General features: G+C 65.3%; 11 protein-coding genes. 5 read left to right on the top strand and 6 right to left on the bottom strand.

All coding sequences use genetic code 11. The features are described 5' to 3' along the window. Positions 1-7: 7 nt before the first annotated feature. The 5 genes from bcsB to bcsD are packed head-to-tail and all read right to left on the bottom strand — an operon-like array spanning position 8 to position 6,475. The gene (bcsB, locus tag ACYVB7_RS16970; RefSeq protein WP_460509667.1) at positions 8-2,308 is read right to left on the bottom strand and encodes a cellulose biosynthesis cyclic di-GMP-binding regulatory protein BcsB; all 2,301 of its coding nucleotides are present in this window, start codon (positions 2,306-2,308) and stop codon (positions 8-10) included. Positions 2,309-2,331: 23 nt separating this feature from the next. Then, a complete protein-coding gene (gene bcsA / locus ACYVB7_RS16965) occupies positions 2,332-4,647 on the bottom strand; it encodes a glycosyltransferase family protein (protein WP_460509666.1) in 2,316 nt (771 codons plus the stop codon). After that, positions 4,644-5,435, bottom strand: a complete 792-nt coding sequence (bcsQ, locus tag ACYVB7_RS16960) for a cellulose biosynthesis protein BcsQ (RefSeq protein WP_460509665.1) — start codon at positions 5,433-5,435, stop codon at positions 4,644-4,646. The genes bcsA and bcsQ overlap by 4 nt, the downstream gene beginning before the upstream one ends. Further along, a complete protein-coding gene (bcsP, locus tag ACYVB7_RS16955; protein WP_460509664.1) occupies positions 5,429-5,950 on the bottom strand; it encodes a cellulose biosynthesis protein BcsP in 522 nt (173 codons plus the stop codon). Before bcsP ends, bcsQ begins: the two co-directional genes overlap by 7 nt. 42 nt (positions 5,951-5,992) lie before the next feature. Continuing rightward, positions 5,993-6,475 (bottom strand): cellulose biosynthesis protein BcsD, encoded by a 483-nt coding sequence (bcsD, locus tag ACYVB7_RS16950; protein WP_460509663.1) that lies wholly within the window; start codon positions 6,473-6,475, stop codon positions 5,993-5,995. A gap of 306 nt (positions 6,476-6,781) precedes the next feature. Between bcsD and ACYVB7_RS16945 the strand changes: the two genes are divergently transcribed. The 3 genes from ACYVB7_RS16945 to priA all read left to right on the top strand — a co-directional run bounded on the left by ACYVB7_RS16945 (position 6,782) and on the right by priA (position 12,672). Continuing rightward, positions 6,782-8,989, top strand: coding sequence for a protein-disulfide reductase DsbD family protein (locus ACYVB7_RS16945; RefSeq protein WP_460509662.1), 2,208 nt, complete (start codon positions 6,782-6,784; stop codon positions 8,987-8,989). A gap of 74 nt (positions 8,990-9,063) precedes the next feature. Next, positions 9,064-10,176 carry a uroporphyrinogen decarboxylase gene (gene hemE / locus ACYVB7_RS16940; RefSeq protein WP_460509661.1) on the top strand — a complete coding sequence of 371 codons (1,113 nt, stop codon included), beginning with the start codon at positions 9,064-9,066 and terminating at the stop codon, positions 10,174-10,176. A 357-nt stretch (positions 10,177-10,533) separates the two neighbouring features. After that, entirely contained in the window at positions 10,534-12,672 is a 2,139-nt protein-coding gene (gene priA, locus ACYVB7_RS16935; protein WP_460509660.1) for a primosomal protein N', read from the top strand. Positions 12,673-12,751: 79 nt separating this feature from the next. Here priA and ACYVB7_RS16930 read toward each other — a convergent pair whose 3' ends face one another. Further along, on the bottom strand, positions 12,752-13,714 hold the full coding sequence (locus tag ACYVB7_RS16930; protein ID WP_460509659.1) for an AEC family transporter: 963 nt from the start codon (positions 13,712-13,714) through the stop codon (positions 12,752-12,754). 138 nt (positions 13,715-13,852) lie between these two features. On the opposite strand from ACYVB7_RS16930, the gene ACYVB7_RS16925 reads away from it, so the two are divergent. After that, positions 13,853-15,967, top strand: a complete 2,115-nt coding sequence (locus tag ACYVB7_RS16925) for an ATP-dependent helicase (RefSeq protein ID WP_460509717.1) — start codon at positions 13,853-13,855, stop codon at positions 15,965-15,967. A gap of 22 nt (positions 15,968-15,989) precedes the next feature. Continuing rightward, positions 15,990-16,493, top strand: a complete 504-nt coding sequence (locus ACYVB7_RS16920) for a hypothetical protein (RefSeq protein ID WP_460509658.1) — start codon at positions 15,990-15,992, stop codon at positions 16,491-16,493. The last annotated feature ends 62 nt before the right edge of the window (positions 16,494-16,555 follow it).

Below are 16,555 nucleotides of genomic sequence, written 5' to 3'. Positions count from 1 at the left end.
ACGTTCTTCATTTGCCACTGACCCGACGGTTCGCCTGGCGCCGCAACAGGGTGTAGAGCACACCGGCCAGCAGGATCGCCACCACCACGATCAGAACCGCCGCCATCCAGGGGTTGTTGGACAGCAGCCAACGCACGGCCATCCAGGGCGGCAACGAACCCATGTAGTACGGCGATGCCGATTCCATGGCATCCACGTCCTTGCCACGGATCACCGAGATACCCCCTTGAATCTTGGACACCACATCGTCATCCATCAGGGCATTGAGCACGTCGGCCTGGCCTGCCGTGCGATCACTGGTGACGGCAACCACACTGCGGTTGGAGTTCATCGGGGATTTGAACCCGAACAGCACCGTTTCCCGCGCCAGCGTGGTGGCAGACAGGTCCGCCGTGACCAAGGTCTTTTCATCGGACGTTTCGTACCATGGCAGGTAGCGTTTTTTCAGGTCGGAGAGCGAAAACACGCGGGTCTCGCCATCGGCGGAGAATGGCATGGACTTCGCCCAGTCCTTGAACAAGGGCTGGTTGGCGGGGCCGCCCAGCAGCAAGATGTCCTTGTCTGCAAACTTCTGGGCATCCGCCGCACGTCCCACACTGACGCCATAAACCGCCAGGCCGGTTGAGTACCCCATGCGCCCCATCAGGGTGAGGTAGGTGCCGATGTCACCCGAGCTGTAGTTGTCGGGCAGGATCACCGCCGTTTCGGACAGGTCGGCCATGCGGGTGAAGGGAAAGCCCGAGTTGGCGAACGCACTCATGTCGGGCAACTTGATGTAATGCGGGAACTTGCTGATGTCGATGGTGGACTCGGGGTCGATGGCCGCCCTCACGTTGTCCAGCACCACGTCCTTGCAAGCACCTTCCTTGGGATAGTCAAAGCTGAAGTGGAACTGCACTTGGCTGCGCGAACGCATGTGCACCGCAGGCAGGTGAAAGGAGGCCTCCCCCGGCATCAGTTCGCCGGGCGCGATCTTGCTCACCAGGTTCATCAACGTGGAGTCGGGCGCCATGGAGCCTGGGTAGGCCAGCAGAGGGTACGACGCCACATAGTTGCCGTTGACCAGCACATTGAGGTTGGACTTGTCGGACTTGGGCCGGGGTGTGTAGCGGTATTTCAGGTTCACCGGAACCCCGGTGGTGTTCCACGCAAACAGGTCCGGGGGCGACATCAGGTTGAGCCGGACCAGGTCTGGCGTGAGGCCGCGCACATTCAACTCGCGCAGTGTGGCCACCTCGCCGAACTTCACCACACGGTCACTCGGCAGCCAGCGGGGGGCGTCATACGGCAGGCGAGACTTCAGGCCATCCAGCTTTGTCGCGGACACGGTTTGTCCGGCCAGCCCGGCCTTGCCCAGGCCCAATGACGAGGCGGCCGTTCGCAACTCAGCCCCGTCACGCCCCATGACCAACAGGACCTTGAAGCGGGGATCGGCCGGGTGGGTCACCACCGACAAGGTGGGGCCATTGATGGGAGGAATGTTCAGCAGGCCCTGCGGTTTGTCGTCATTGGTGGCGAAGACCACCACGTTGTCCGTGGGCAAGCGGTTCAAGTGGGCGGGAAACCAGGCACCACGGTAGCTGGCCAAGTCCCCAAACCACGAGGCCACGATGCCCGCCGCCTCCAGGGTGGCCGCAGAAGGGGTGGCACCGAACACAAACGGACGCTCCAGCCGACGGCCATCGCGTCGATCGAAAAACGGCGACGGCAGCAGCACCAGATCGTTCACCACCGACACGGGGGCCACCGTGAGCTGGACCGAACTGAGGTTGCTGACGTTCATCCACAAACTGGAGTGGAACGGGTCTTCACAATCCAAGGTGTAGTGGCCGATGAACTGCAAACTCAGTTGGTTGAAGTCGCTCGCCAGCCGGGGGTCGATGGTCACCTCGCGGATCAGGGCGGCCCCCGCCGTCTCCTTGGGCAAGGGGATGGTCTGAGCCACTTCCCCGTTGAGCATGACCTTGAGGTGCGACAGGTTGGTGAGCAGCGACGGGGAGTAGGAAAAATCAAGCTTGAGCTTGATTCCGGTGACCACCTCATCGGCCGGAATGCTGAACGGCACCGAATAGATGGAGTCGATGCCCCTCAGTTGAAACGATTGGGCGACCCCCAACTGCTTGAATGTGAAGCCGTAGGTGCGTTGAGGCAGAGGGACCGTCGCCGGAGCCTCCGCCGTTTCGGCTGCGACATCTGCCACCACCGCCGTTTTGGCCTTTTTGGTTTGCGCCCAGACATCGGGCGTCAATGAAGCCGACCCCACAGCCGCCCCCAACATGGCCGCGAGCAACAGTTGTTTTTTGAACATGATGTTCCTTGATCTCTCAAAATTCATGCAGCGCGAGTGTCGCCCGACACTTCGCTGGCGGATGCCAAAACAGGCGGAGTGGTCGAGGCCGACTTCGTCGATCCCTGCCCGGAGGCTGATTTTTTCTGCGGTGACGAAAGCAACCGCGATGTGCGCTCACGCCACCAGCCGACCGACAAGGTGCCCAGCACCTTGAAGCCAGCCAATCCCATGGACAGCACTTGCTTGAACGACTCCATGGGTTTGTCGGGCTTTCGACGGTCACCCCACACCACCCAACTGTCGGCACGGGCAAATGTGCATTGAACAAATTCCATGGACTGCTCGCTGGTCATGGGCTCGAACTGAATGCCGATCCGACCGCCACGATTCAAGGTGACCTTGCCTTCAAACTCATACTCGTCCAAACCCCGGCTGAGCGCCAGCTTGACCGACTCGCCCAAAGCCACGTCAACAGGCGCGGACACCGCCAAACCCACACCGCCATCGGAGTAATCGCTGGTCATGCAGGCGAACGATCGCCCATTGGCCAACCGCAATGCCGCGGGGAGTTTCATCTGCACCCGATGCGAATGCCTGACCTGACGGGTCTCGTTCGCCACCGCCACGCTGGCCCCCAGCATCATCAGGTTGTAGATGGTCCACAAGAGGTTGAGCAGGATGGTGTCGACGTCCGGGTCGGTCTGAAAAATCAGGCGCGCCACCCCCATGAAAAACCCAAAAACGCTCAAGCCCATCAAGATCAGGTAGGGCCGGGAAATGTCCCAGTCAAAATATTCCTTTTCATTCACCCCCCCTTTGGCCGTCACGTTGAACTTGCCAAACCTGGGGTTGATGACCGCCACCAGCACCGGGCGAAGGATGTACCAGGCCAGCACGGACTCGTACACCTCAGCCCAGAACGAATGCCGGAACTCCCCTTGCACCCGCGAGTTGGTCAAGTTGGCATGGAACAAGTGAGGCAAGGCAAACAATGCAATGTTGAGCGCCGAAGCCGAAATGACCTGAGAACCCAACACCAGGTAAGCCAACGGCGCGGTGAGGAAAATCAGGCGCGGCAAACCGTAGAAGAAATGCAGCATGGCGTTGGCGTAACAAAGCCGCTGCGCCAAGCTGAGCCCTCGCCCCAGAAAGGGGTTGTCCACCCGGAAAATCTGGGCCATGCCGCGCGCCCAACGGATGCGCTGGCCCACATGGCCGCCGAGGGATTCGGTCGCAAAACCTGCCGCCTGGGGAATGGCCAGAAAGGCGGTGGAATATCCCCGTCGATGCAGCTTCAACGCCGTGTGGGCGTCTTCGGTCACGGTCTCGGTGGCGATGCCACCCACCTCATCCAGACAAGAACGCTTCAGCACAGCACAAGAACCGCAGAAGAACGAGGCATTCCAAAGGTCGTTCCCATCTTGAAGCAAGCCGTAAAACAACTCGCCCTCGTTGGGCACCTTCTTGAAGGTGCCCAGGTTCTTTTCAAACGGATCAGGGGAAAAGAAATGGTGGGGCGTCTGGACCATGGCCAGCTTGGGGTCTTTGCCAAACCACCCCATGACCACCTGCAGGAAAGTCCGCGTGGGGATGTGGTCACAGTCAAAAATGGCCACGTACTCCGCGCTGCTTTGACTCAACGAGGCGTTGATGTTGCCCGCTTTGGCGTGGTTGTTGTTCGAACGGATGACATACACCGCCCCGGCTTCCGCTGCAAATTCGCGGAACTCGTCTCGCCGCCCATCGTCCAGGATCAGCACCCGAAGTTTGTCTTTGGGCCAATCCATGGCCAAAGCGGCATACACCGTTGAACGAACCACTTTCAAGGGCTCGTTGTAGGTCGGGATGAGGACGTCGACTGTGGGCCATGACGAAGTGTCCGCAGGCATGGGCACGGGTTTGCGCTCCAAGGGCCATGCGGTTTGGAAATACCCGAACACCAGCACGATCCAGGCGTACAACTCGGCAAAAAACAGCGTCGACCCAAACAGGCCATTGAGCCAGGTGTCGTACGAAATGGTTTCCGTGACCCGCCAATACAAGTACCGGGTCGAGGCCGTCAACGACAACACCATCAAGATCTGGGTGACGTACCGCCCAGGCAAGGTCCGCAAGAACAACGCCGAACCGAACGACATGACGGCCAAAGCAAACTGTTGGCCCGAAGTCAGCGGCACGGAAATGACCAGCCACACCACCGGCAACGACACGGCCAGCACCAACCACTGGACCCAGGACAACTGCCACCCGGTCCACCCGGCCAAGCGGCGAACGGCCTTGACAGCCAGCGCAAACCCCTTGCGCCGCGCCAACAGCCGCATTTGCAGACGCGCATACCGAATTCGACGAACGTTCATGGCTTCCTCGATCCGGCGAACGGCTGTGCCCGTTCAATCCATTCGTCCACCCAGGCCGCCAACTGATTGATGTCTCGGGTGGCCTCCCCGTGGGGCGCATATTGAAGAACCGGCTGATCAAAGGCCAGCGCTTCGCGCACCGATTCATCCTGATGCACGATGATGGGCGCCACACGATCTCCCAGACCGGATCGGACCACGCGGACCACATCACGCGACAGCGCACTGCCCGGGGGCACATCGTTGAGCACATAGGCAGAGCCCGCAAACCCGTGTCGCCCATGGCAATAGGTGTTCAGGATACGCTCCATGCCGGGGATGGTGGCGTAAGACGCCGCATCGGCATGAACCACCACCAAAGTCATGTCGGCCGCTCGAAGGGCCTGCTGCTGGTACAGCGACGGTCCCGGCGGGGAGTCAATCAAGACAACACCACGTGCAGGCACGCCCATTCGACCCAGCTGAACCGCCAGCCAGTCGGGGTGGCGAGAGAAATGCACCTCCAATGCATCGCGATCAGGCTCTCCCAGCCCACCAAACGGCAGCACCTGGACGCCACTGGTGGCACTGTGACGGACAGCGGACGACCAAGGCCGGTCAGCCAATGTAGCAAGCCCCAACCCATCCACTTCGGACACGGAAATGCCCAGATGCAAGCGCAAGGCATTCTGTGGATCAAGGTCCACCGCCAAGGTCGGCCGACGCCTGGAAAGCGCCATGGCCAGGTTGGCCGTGAGCGTGGTTTTGCCCACCCCCCCTTTGGCCGACACCACAGACAGAATCACCACTTGGCCAGCCTCTTGATCGGATTTCCAGAGATGGCTGGCGATGGCGTTTGCCGCTGCCCCACCATCCGACGAAACATGGACTGCAGCCCGGAGCCCTTGGAGGCGACCGCCTCTGCCGCCACAGCGCCAGAGGACCCGACACCGGCTGACACGACAGGAACGGCGGTGACCACCGGCGACACGCTGGCCCCAGTGGCATTGCCTCCCACAGACGAAACCGATCGCCCGACAACGGGCGCAACCGTTGGCACCGCCTCGGGAGCCAACGCGGGCGTCAAAGGGGCCGACATCAAAGGGGCTGACGTCACCACGGCCTGGCGCAACCGCTCCTGGTTCGCCAGGCTTGTCAACGGCTCCGAAGGGGCCGTGGGCGGGATCTGCACGCGAATCTGATCGAGCATGGGCCACTTGGACTTGGCCGAATCGACCTGCTGCGTGGCCACAATTTCCTGGTATGTCCCTGCATCGCCACCGAACCGGCGGAACAGGGTGTTGACATCTTCCGCTCGGGACATGTCTTCTCCTCAATGGTTTGAATGACCGCGGACAACCCGCAATCAACCGGCCTTCAGCTCGAAGGCCATGTGCATGGGTGCCCCGCTGTCTGGCAACGGGGACAACACCAACTCGGGCGGCGCCCCCGCCGCCTTGAGCCATGTGCTGTAAACACCCTCCAAAAATCCCCCCACCACTTCGGCATCAGCCTGCAGCGCGGCGGGCAGGGGACAGGCCCGATGCACCACCAGCAACGCCCCGCCTTGGTCCGTCAAGTTCACATACCCCCACGCCAGGGGTTGCCACACGGCGTTGATGGCCTGCTCCAGCGCGTCCAAACCCTCGACCTCGGCCAACGGGTGCAAGCCCGCAAAACGCTCACCGAGGCGCAACAAGAAGTGCCGATACTCCGTGGGGGACAGCTGTTCGGCCAACGCTTCTGACAAGACCAACAAGAAACCCGACCATTGGGAGGACACCCGCTCCAACGCCAAAAAACGCATCAAGTCAAGGGTGTCTTCAGCGCTGGGGACTTGATCGGGCATGACGAATCTCTGTTTGAAGTCAATTGGGGTTCATTTTCCCTCAGTGCAGCGGAACTTTCGCAGGCACAGCCGACACAACCGGCACCAGAACGGACCAGTTTGCACGCCCTGTTGTATTTCGGTGTCATGCATGTTGAACATGACATACTTGCCTCGCCATGCACTTGGCGCAGGATGCTGCCAAGCATTGTGAGGACCAACCCCCAGGGTTTGTCAACACACAGCGCCCCAACCCTGGGCATGCGCCAGCACGTCCGGACGAACCAAGCATCCACCGTGCCAGCCCTTCACCGCACCCCGTGCCCCATGCGTCTATTGCTCCACCGACTGCCCTTCCTCTCATTCCTGTTGCTGGCATGGAGCGTTTTGTGCGCCCATGCCCAGATCCCCGGCCTGCCCGGTGCGAGCGACCCTGCCCAGTTCCGATCGGAGCAGGTCCAAGCCCGACTCGTGGCCCACATGCCCGACGGGCTCGCGGCCCACAAAACCGTGTGGGTGGGACTGCAACTCACCCACAGCCCCCACTGGCACACCTATTGGAAGAACCCCGGTGACTCGGGCCTGCCCACCCAACTCGATTGGCGTTTGCCCGCTGGCGTGAGTGCTGGGGACATCCGCTGGCCCACCCCCCAGAAGTTTCCACTGCCGCCACTGGCCAACTACGGCTACGACGGTGAAGTGTTGCTGCCGGTCGCCCTCACCTTGCCCGCCGATTGGCAAGGCAACCGCCTGGAGGTGGGCCTGCACGCATCTTGGCTGGTGTGCAAGACCGAGTGCATTCCCGAAGAAGGCGACTTTCGCCTGACCCTCCAGGCCGAAGCCCCCCTCACCGTCGACGGAAGGCGGTTCGAAGAGGCCGCCCAGGCAGCGCCCCAGGACATGAAACCGGGCACATCCCTCGTGGAGATTGACGGGAGCTTTCTGCGCCTGACCCTGGACAACCTGCCCCCCGCATGGCGCGGCAAGACCTTGGAGGTGTTCCCCGAAGAGCCCAACCTGGTGGAGCCCGGCGGGGCGTGGGCGCAGTCCTGGCATGGCACGCAGTGGCAGGCACGTGTGCCCCAACACAGCATGCGCAGCGAAAGCCCGGACCACATGACCGTGGTGCTGTCCGCCCCCTCCGGCGGCCACGCGCCCGCGGGCGTTCGCCTCTCGCTCCCCGTGAAAGGCACCTGGCCCCCAGCCGCCTCAGCCCCAACCCCCCTCAGCCCCGAGCTGGAAGCTGCCCTGAGCCGCAATGCCAGCGCAGCCAGCCAAGCAACCGCTCCGGCCATCGCCCCGGCCTCGACCGGCACCTGGTTGCTGGCCTTGGCCTCGGCCTTGCTGGGGGGCTTGATCCTGAACCTCATGCCCTGCGTGTTTCCGGTGCTGGCCATCAAGGTGTTGAGCTTTTCATCGCCACAGGGGCAGCCACGCTCCCACCTCGCATCGGGCCTCGCATACACCGCAGGCGTGGTGCTGTCGTTTCTGGCGTTGGGCGGGGTGCTGATGGCCTTGCGCATGGCCGGCGAACAACTGGGCTGGGGCTTTCAGCTGCAAAGTCCCGGCGTGGTGGCCGCCCTGGCGGTGCTGTTCACCCTCATCGGGCTGAACCTGGCCGGGCTGTTCGAGCTGGGCTCCTGGCTGCCCAGCTCCTTGGCCAGCCTTGAGCTGCGGCACCCGGTGCTGGACGCCTTGCTCACGGGTGTGCTGGCCACCGCCATCGCCTCGCCCTGCACCGCACCGTTCATGGGGGCCTCGCTGGGGCTGGCCGTGGGCCTGCCCACGGCCCAAGCCTTGGTCGTGTTCGCCGCCATTGGCCTGGGCATGGCCCTGCCTTACCTGGTGGCCAGCGGGGTGCCCGCCGTCGCTCGTCTGCTGCCCCGCCCCGGGGCTTGGATGAACACCTTCAAACAGCTGATGGCCTTTCCCATGTTCGCCACCGTGGTGTGGCTGGTGTGGGTGCTGGGCCAGCAGACCGGCATCAATGGCGCGGCCGCCCTGCTGGGCTGGCTGGTGGCCCTCACCCTCGTGCTGTGGGCGTGGCAACAGCCGGGGCGCAGCCGCTGGTGGCTGGGCAGTGCTTCGGCGCTGCTGTGGACGGCCCTGACCGTGGCCTGGGCCCCCCTGGCGCTCACCGAAGAACCCGCAACACCCGCGACGACATCGGAGGCGGACACCCAGCCCCTGGCCGCTGGCGTCTGGCACCCCTGGAACGCCGAACGCATGGCCCAGGTCCGCCGCTCGGGGCAAACCTTGCTGGTGGACTACACCGCGGCCTGGTGTGTCACCTGCCAATACAACAAACGCACCGTGCTCACCCGCCCGGAGCTGCTGGCCGACCTGGCCCGCGGCCAGGTGATGCTGCTGCGCGCCGACTGGACCCGGCGCGACCCGGCCGTGACCGCCGCCTTGGCGGAGGTGGGACGCAACGGGGTTCCCACCTACGCGGTCTACCGCGCCGGGCAGCCCCCTCAACTGCTGTCGGAACTGCCCAGCCTGGACGAGGTGCGGCAGGCGGTGCTGAGCCACTGAGCACGGTGCCGTGGAAATTTCTCATTAAGGTGGGCAGGGATAATCCATCCATCGCGCGCCAACACACATCCAACATGAGCTTCGCCCCCCTGCACAACGACACCTTTTTGCGCGCCTGCCTGCGCCAAGCCACCGACCACACCCCCCTGTGGCTGATGCGCCAAGCCGGACGCTACCTGCCGGAGTACTGCGCCACCCGAGCCAAGGCCGGCAGCTTCATGGGCCTGGCCACCAATGTGGACTACGCCACCGAAGTCACGCTGCAGCCGCTGGAACGCTACCCGCTGGACGCCGCCATCCTGTTCAGCGACATCCTCACCGTGCCCGACGCCATGGGCCTGGGCCTGAGCTTTGCCGCGGGCGAAGGCCCCAAATTCGCCAAGAACGTGCGCGACGAAGCCGCCGTCAACGCCCTGGCCGTGCCCGACATGGACAAGCTGCGTTACGTGTTCGACGCCGTCACCAGCATCCGCAAGGCCCTCAACGGGCGGGTGCCCCTCATCGGCTTCTCGGGCAGCCCGTGGACCCTGGCCTGCTACATGGTGGAAGGCGGCGGCTCGGACGACTACCGCGCCGTCAAGACCCTGATGTACAGCCGCCCCGACCTGATGCACCGCATCCTGGCCATCAACGCCGATGCGGTGGCGGCCTATCTGAATGCACAGATCGACGCCGGTGCCCAGGCCGTGATGGTGTTCGACAGCTGGGGCGGCGTGCTGGCCGACGGCAAGTTCCAAGAGTTCAGCCTGGCCTACACCCGCCGCGTGCTGGAGCAGCTGAAAACCGAGAAAGACGGGCAGCGCATCCCCCGCATCGTGTTCACCAAGGGCGGCGGCCTGTGGCTGAACGACATGAACAGCCTGCCCTGCGAGGTGCTGGGCATGGACTGGACCGTCAACCTGGCCCGCGCCCGTGCCGTGGTGGGCGGTGACGTGGGCGGCCCCGGCAAGGCTTTGCAAGGCAACCTGGACCCCAACGTGCTGTTCGCCTCGCCCGCCCAGATCGAGGCCGAAGCCATCCGCGTGCTGGAAGACTTTGGCATGCCCCACACCGACCGTGGCACCACCGGCCCCACCCACATCTTCAACCTGGGCCACGGCATCAGCCAGTACACCCCGCCCGACGCCGTGGCCGCACTGGTGCAGGCCGTGCACAGCCACTCGCGGCGCATGCGCACCGGCGGCTGAGGACGCGCGGCCGATCCACCGGGGGCCCAGAGCCGACCGCGGGTCGGCTTTTTTTTTGGGGCTCTAGCACAAAAACAGCCGAAAATCACGCCGCCACCCACCGCGTTATGCACACTTTTTGGGAATCCGGTGGCCTCAGCCCACGCCCGATAGCATCCCCTGCTACAGAACGGCTAGCGATTGCAAGTCATTGATTTTCAAAGGAATCGCAGAATTGCCTTTTTTTTGAGCACCCCAGTCAAACCCTTGATTTCCGTGGGGTCGGACCGGTTTTGGACACGCTGTCCACAAAGTTATCCACAGAAAACGGGGATACCCCAGGAAACGGTGACAAATCAATGACTTGCGCCCGGATTCATGAGTTCGATTGAAAAAACCCCTGCAAGCCAGCCCTTTGCGGTGTCCGTGGTGGTGGCCCTGCCGTCCCACGCTGGGTTGGGGGCCGAACTCAGCTACCTGAGCGCCCAGCCCTTGCCCGCGGGCACCCTGGTCCGCGTGCCCCTGGGCAAGCGGGAGGTGTTGGGGGTGGTGTGGGACGCCGTCCCGCCCCCTCCCGACCTGGACGCGAACTGGCGCAGCGTGCTGGAGGTGTTGGACGGCCTCGCCCCCCTGGGCGCCGATTGGCGGCACCTGCTGGGGTTTGCCGCCCGCTATTACCAGCGCAGCCTGGGTGAGGTGGCCCTGGCCGCCCTGCCGCCGTCGCTGCGGGAGCTGACGGCGGTGCAATGGCAACGCCGACTGCGCAAACTCGACAAACGCGTGGCCCTCGGCCCAGAACACGCCCCCGACAGCGCCACGACAGACGCGCCGGCCGAGGCGCCACAGCCCAGCGAGCAACAGCACGCGGTGCTGCAAGCCCTGGCCCAGCCCGACGCCCAGGCCCGCCCGGTGCTGCTGCACGGCGTGACCGGCAGCGGCAAGACCGAGGTCTACCTGCAATCGGTGTCCCGCCTGCTGGCCGCTGACCCCGCCGCCCAGGCCCTGGTGCTGGTGCCCGAAATCAACCTCACCCCGCAGCTGATGGGACGCTTCATCGCCCGCTTCGGCCCCCACGACGTGGTGGCCTTGCACAGCGGCATGACCCCGGCCCAACGGCTGGACAGCTGGCTGCTGGCCCACCAAGGGCGTGCCCGCATCGTGCTGGGCACCCGCACCGCCGTGCTGTGCAGTCTGCCCGGGCTGCGGCTGATCGTGGTGGACGAGGAGCACGACCCCAGCTACAAAAGCCAGGAAGGGGCCCGCTACTCGGCGCGGGACCTGGCCATCTACCGCGCCCGGGCCTTGCAACAGGCGGGCACGCCGTGCCAGGTCATCCTGGGTTCGGCCACCCCGTCGCTGGAGAGCTGGCATGCCGCCGAGCAAGGCCGCTACCTGCGGCTGGACATGCCCGCCCGGCAGGGCGACGGGGCCCTGGCCACCCTGCGCCTGATCGACATGGCCCGCCAGCCCAAGGGCGCGGTGCTGGCCCCGGCCTTGGTGGACGCCATCACCGAACGCGCCCAGCGCGGCGAACAAACCCTGCTGCTGCTCAACCGCCGCGGCTACGCCCCGGTGCTGAGCTGCCACGCCTGCGGCTGGAAAAGCCATTGCCCCCATTGCAGCGCGTACCGGGTGTTCCACAAGGTGGACCGCACGCTGCGCTGCCACCACTGCGGCCACAGCAGCCGCGTGCCCCACGCCTGCCCCGATTGCGGCAACTTGGACATCAGCCCGGTGGGCAAAGGCACGCAGCAGCTGGAAGAACAGGTGTCGGCCCTGTTGTCGGGCGTGTCCGGCCCCCACGGGCGGGCCTTGCGCGTGGCCCGCATGGACGCCGACACCACCCGCACCAAGGGCAGCCTGGAGGAGCAGCTGGACCGCGTGCACCGCGGCGAGGTGGACGTGCTGGTGGGCACCCAGATGGTGGCCAAGGGGCACGACTTTCGGCGCATCACCCTGGTGGCAGTGCTGAACGCCGACTCCGCCCTGTTCGCCAGCGACTACCGCGCCCCCGAGCGCCTGTTTGCCCTGCTGATGCAGGCCTCGGGCCGCGCCGGGCGGGATGCCGAGCTGAGTGGCCGCAGCGAAATGTGGGTGCAGACCTGGCACCCGCAGCACACCGTGTTCAAGTCCCTGGCCCGGCACGACTTTGCCGGGTTTGCCCGGGCCGAACTGGCCGAACGCGAAATGGCCGGGCTGCCGCCCTACGTGCACCAGGCCCTGCTGCGGGCCGAGGCCCGCACCCAGGAGGCGGCCCAGGCCTTCCTGAGCGCGGTGCGCACGGCCATTGGCACGCTGGACGGTGCGGAACACCTGACCGTCTACCCGCCCATCACCCCCACCATCCAGCGCGTGGCCAATGTGGAGCGGGCCCAAATGCTGTTGGAAAGCCCCTCACGCCCCGCCTTGCAGCATGTGCTGGCCCATTTGCCCCCGCACCTGGCGCAGGCCCGCAGCCTGCCCGAGGCCAAGGGCTTGATCCGCTGGGCCGTGGACGTGGACCCGCTGGGCATCTGACACTACACATTTCATAGCTGCTTGCGCTTATAAAAAAGCGCTAGAGGCCAAAAAAGCTTCAAGCCTCTGGGTGAATTCCTCAGGGGCGCAGCAGGCTGACCGCCGCCGAAAAGGTCAGGAACGCCGCCGCGGTGGACACCAGGATGATGCGGGCGATGCGGCCGGTGTCCGCCCCAAAACGCTCGGCCAGCAGCGACACGTTGCTGGCACTGGGCAGCGCCGCCACCAGCACCATCACCGTCAGGTTGAAGCGCTCCAGCGGCACCCCCAGGCGGATGGCCGCCAGGCCCACCAGCAGCACCAGCACGGGGTGCAGCAGCAGCTTCATCAAGGCCACGGGCACGTAGTCGGACAGGGGGGCGGGGTGGTCCACCGTCATCTGCGCCCGCGCCAGCACCGCCCCGATGGTGAACAGCGCCACCGGCGAAGCGGCATCGGCCAGCAACCAGGCGGTTTTTTCCACCGGCGCGGGCAGTTTGAACTGCACCGCCGACGCCACCGCCCCCAGCACGATGGCCCAGGGCATGGGGTTGGTGAGCACGCCGTGCAGCGCCTTGCGGGCCGCGGCCAGCGCCCCTTTGGCGCCGCCCTGGGCACCGTCCAGGCGCGACAGCGCAATGCACAGCGAACTGGTGACCACCATGTCCACCACGATGAGCACGATCACCGGCCCCACGCTGCGCGGGCCGATCAGCGTGGCCAGCAACGGCACCCCCATGAAACCGGTGTTGGGAAACGCCGCCACCAGCGCACCCAGCGAGGCGTCGTTCCAGCGGATGCGCTTGTTGCGGGTGGTGGCAATGGCAAACGCCACCATCACCAGCGCGCACAGCAGGTAGACCCCGAACACCGAGGCGTCCAGCAGCTCGGCAATGGGGGTGGTGGAGCCAAAGCGGTACAGCATGCACGGCAAGGCGAAGAACAGCACAAAACCGTTCAGGCCGCCAATGGCGTCCAAGGGCAGCACCCGCCGCCGGGCGGCCACAAATCCACAGGCCACCAGCGCAAAAAAGGGAAACGTCACCCACAACACGTTGAGCATGGGCGCTGATTGTGTCAGCGCCTGCACGCCGGTGGGCGGTCGGGGCCATGGGGTGGATCGCGGCGCATTGGGGCGACAATCGCCGCCGTGTCAAACGCAGCCCCCCTTTCCGCATCCGCCGTTCCCGTCTATTCGTCGCTGACGAATGGCCTCAACCCCGCCCAGGCCGAGGCCGTCATGCACCTGAGCGGCCCCAGCCTGGTGCTGGCCGGGGCCGGTTCGGGCAAGACGCGGGTCATCACGCACAAGATTGCCCGCCTCATCGAGGCCGGTCTGCCGCCCGAACGCATTGCCGCCATCACCTTCACCAACAAGGCCGCCGCCGAAATGCGCGAACGCGCCCGCCACCTGGTGGGCAAGGCGGCGCAGAAGGTGGTGATCTGCACCTTCCACGCCCTGGGCGTGCGCCTGCTGCGCCAGGACGGCAAGGTGCTGGGGCTGAAAGACAGCTTCAGCATCCTCGACACCGACGACATCACCAGCCTGCTGAAGGACTGCGCCGGTGGCACCACCGACGCCGCCACGGCCCGCCAATGGCAATGGACCATCAGCAACTGGAAAAACGCCGGGCTGGACGCCGCCGCCGTGCTGGCCCAGGCCCGCAACGACGACGAGCGCGCCACCGCGGTGCTGATGCAGCGCTACGAAGAGCGCCTGTCGGCCTACCAGGCGGTGGACTTTGACGACCTGATCGGCATGCCCCTCAAGCTGCTGCGCGAGCACGACGAAGTGCGCGAGCGCTGGCAACAGCAGCTGGGCCATGTGCTGGTGGACGAATACCAGGACACCAACGCCACCCAGTACGAGCTGCTCAAGCTGCTGGTGGGCCACCCGCACAACGAGCGCGCCCGCTTCACCGCCGTGGGCGACGACGACCAGAGCATTTACGGCTGGCGCGGCGCCACGCTGGACAACCTGAAAAAGCTGCCGCTCGACTTCCCCGCGCTCAAGGTCATCAAGCTGGAGCAGAACTACCGCTCCACCAGCGCCATCCTGCGGGCGGCCAACAGCGTCATCGGCCCCAACCCCAAGCTGTTCCCCAAAAAGCTGTGGAGCGACCTGGGCGAAGGTGAACCCGTGCGCGTGGTGGCCGCGGACAACGAGGACCACGAGGCCGAGCGGGTGGTGGCCCGCATCCAGAGCATCCGCGCGGGCACCGGCCCCAGCAGCAGCCCGCACCGCGAGTTCAAGGACTTTTGCGTGCTCTACCGCGCCAACCACCAGGCCCGCCAGTTCGAGCAGGCGCTGCGCAAGGCGCAGATTCCGTACAAGGTGTCGGGCGGCACCAGCTTTTTCGACCGCGCCGAGATCCGCGACCTGTGCGCCTGGCTGCGCCTGCTGGTCAACAACAACGACGACCCCGCGTTTCTGCGCGCCATCACCACGCCCAAGCGGGGCATCGGCCACCAGACGCTGGCGGCGCTGGGCGAGTTTGCCGGGGCACACAAGCTCAGCCTGTTCGAATCGCTGTTTGCCCATTCGCTGCCCGCCGCCCTGCCCGCCCGTGCGGTGCACGGCCTGCATGAGTTCGGCCGTTGGGTGAACGAGCTGGAGCACCGCGCCCGCCACACCACCGGGGCCGACAACGCCCGCACCTTCCTGGCCGAGTGGCTCAAGGACATGGGCTACGAGCAGCACCTGTACGACAGCGAAGAGCACGAAAAGGCCGCCGCCGCCCGCTGGAGCAACGTGACCGACTTTTGCGACTGGATGGCCAACCGCTGCGGCGGCGTGACCGAAGAATCGGGCGGCAGAACCACCGATATGGGCACCGAGACCGAGCGCAAAAGCCTGTTGGAGGTGGCCCAGACCATCGCCCTGCTGTCCACCATTTCAGAGCGGCAGGAAGAGCAGAACGTGGTCACCCTGTCCACCCTGCACGCCTCCAAAGGGCTGGAGTGGCCGCATGTGATGCTGGTGGGCGTGAACGAGGGGCTGCTGCCCTTCAAGCTGGACGAGCTGGAGTCCAACCCTGGCGACGGCCCGGACAGCAGCGCCGCATCCCTGGCCGCACGGCTGGAGGAAGAGCGGCGGCTGATGTACGTGGGCATCACCCGCGCCCGCAACACCCTGGTGGTGAGCTGGTTGAAGCGCCGCAAGAAGGGGCGCGAGTACATCAACGGCAAACCCAGCCGCTTCATCGCGGAAATGGCCCTGGACGAAAAGACCAGCCGCGAAGACCCCCGCGAAAAGCTGCGCGCCTTGCGGGCAGAATTCGCTCTGCGCGCCAGCAACGCCACGCCCCCACGCTGAACCGCCCCCCGCCTTCCCTTCCATGAAACGCCTTGCACACGCTCTGCTTTTGGTAGCTGCTCTCGCTTTTGATGAAAGCGCTACCGCCCAAAAGGACCTCAAAGATTCCACCCCCTCGGTCACCGCCGCCTGCCTGTCGCCTGCGCAGGTGGACAGCCAGCACCTGCACGGGCTGTGGCAGGTTCGGCTGTACGACGGCCCCCTGCCCGCGGACGCCCGAACGCCCGTCACCGCCACCCCGCTGCTGCAAGGCACCTTGCTGTTCGAGCGCCACCCCGAGCACGACGACAGCCTGCGGGGCACGCTGAAGCTGAAAGGCGAATCGGCGGTGCACTGGCTCTCCGGCGACCTGGACGAAGGCGAACTCATCCTCGACGAGTCGGACGACGGGCACCGCATTTCCGCCGTGTGGGTGGCCTACCCCACGGCCCCGGGCTGCGGACGCGAGTTGCGTGGCAACCGCCGCCTGGCCGACGACGATCGCCTTCAGACCCTGGTGCTCACCCGCGCCCCCGGCTGGCAATGACGCCTGACGCCCCCGCGCCTGCGCCTGCGGTAGGCGTCCTCACTTTTTCACAACGACAGGGA

This window comes from Hydrogenophaga soli, from assembly GCF_054777695.1.
Note: the sequence above shows the minus strand (reverse complement) of the source record. Positions and strands in the feature narration are given on the sequence as shown.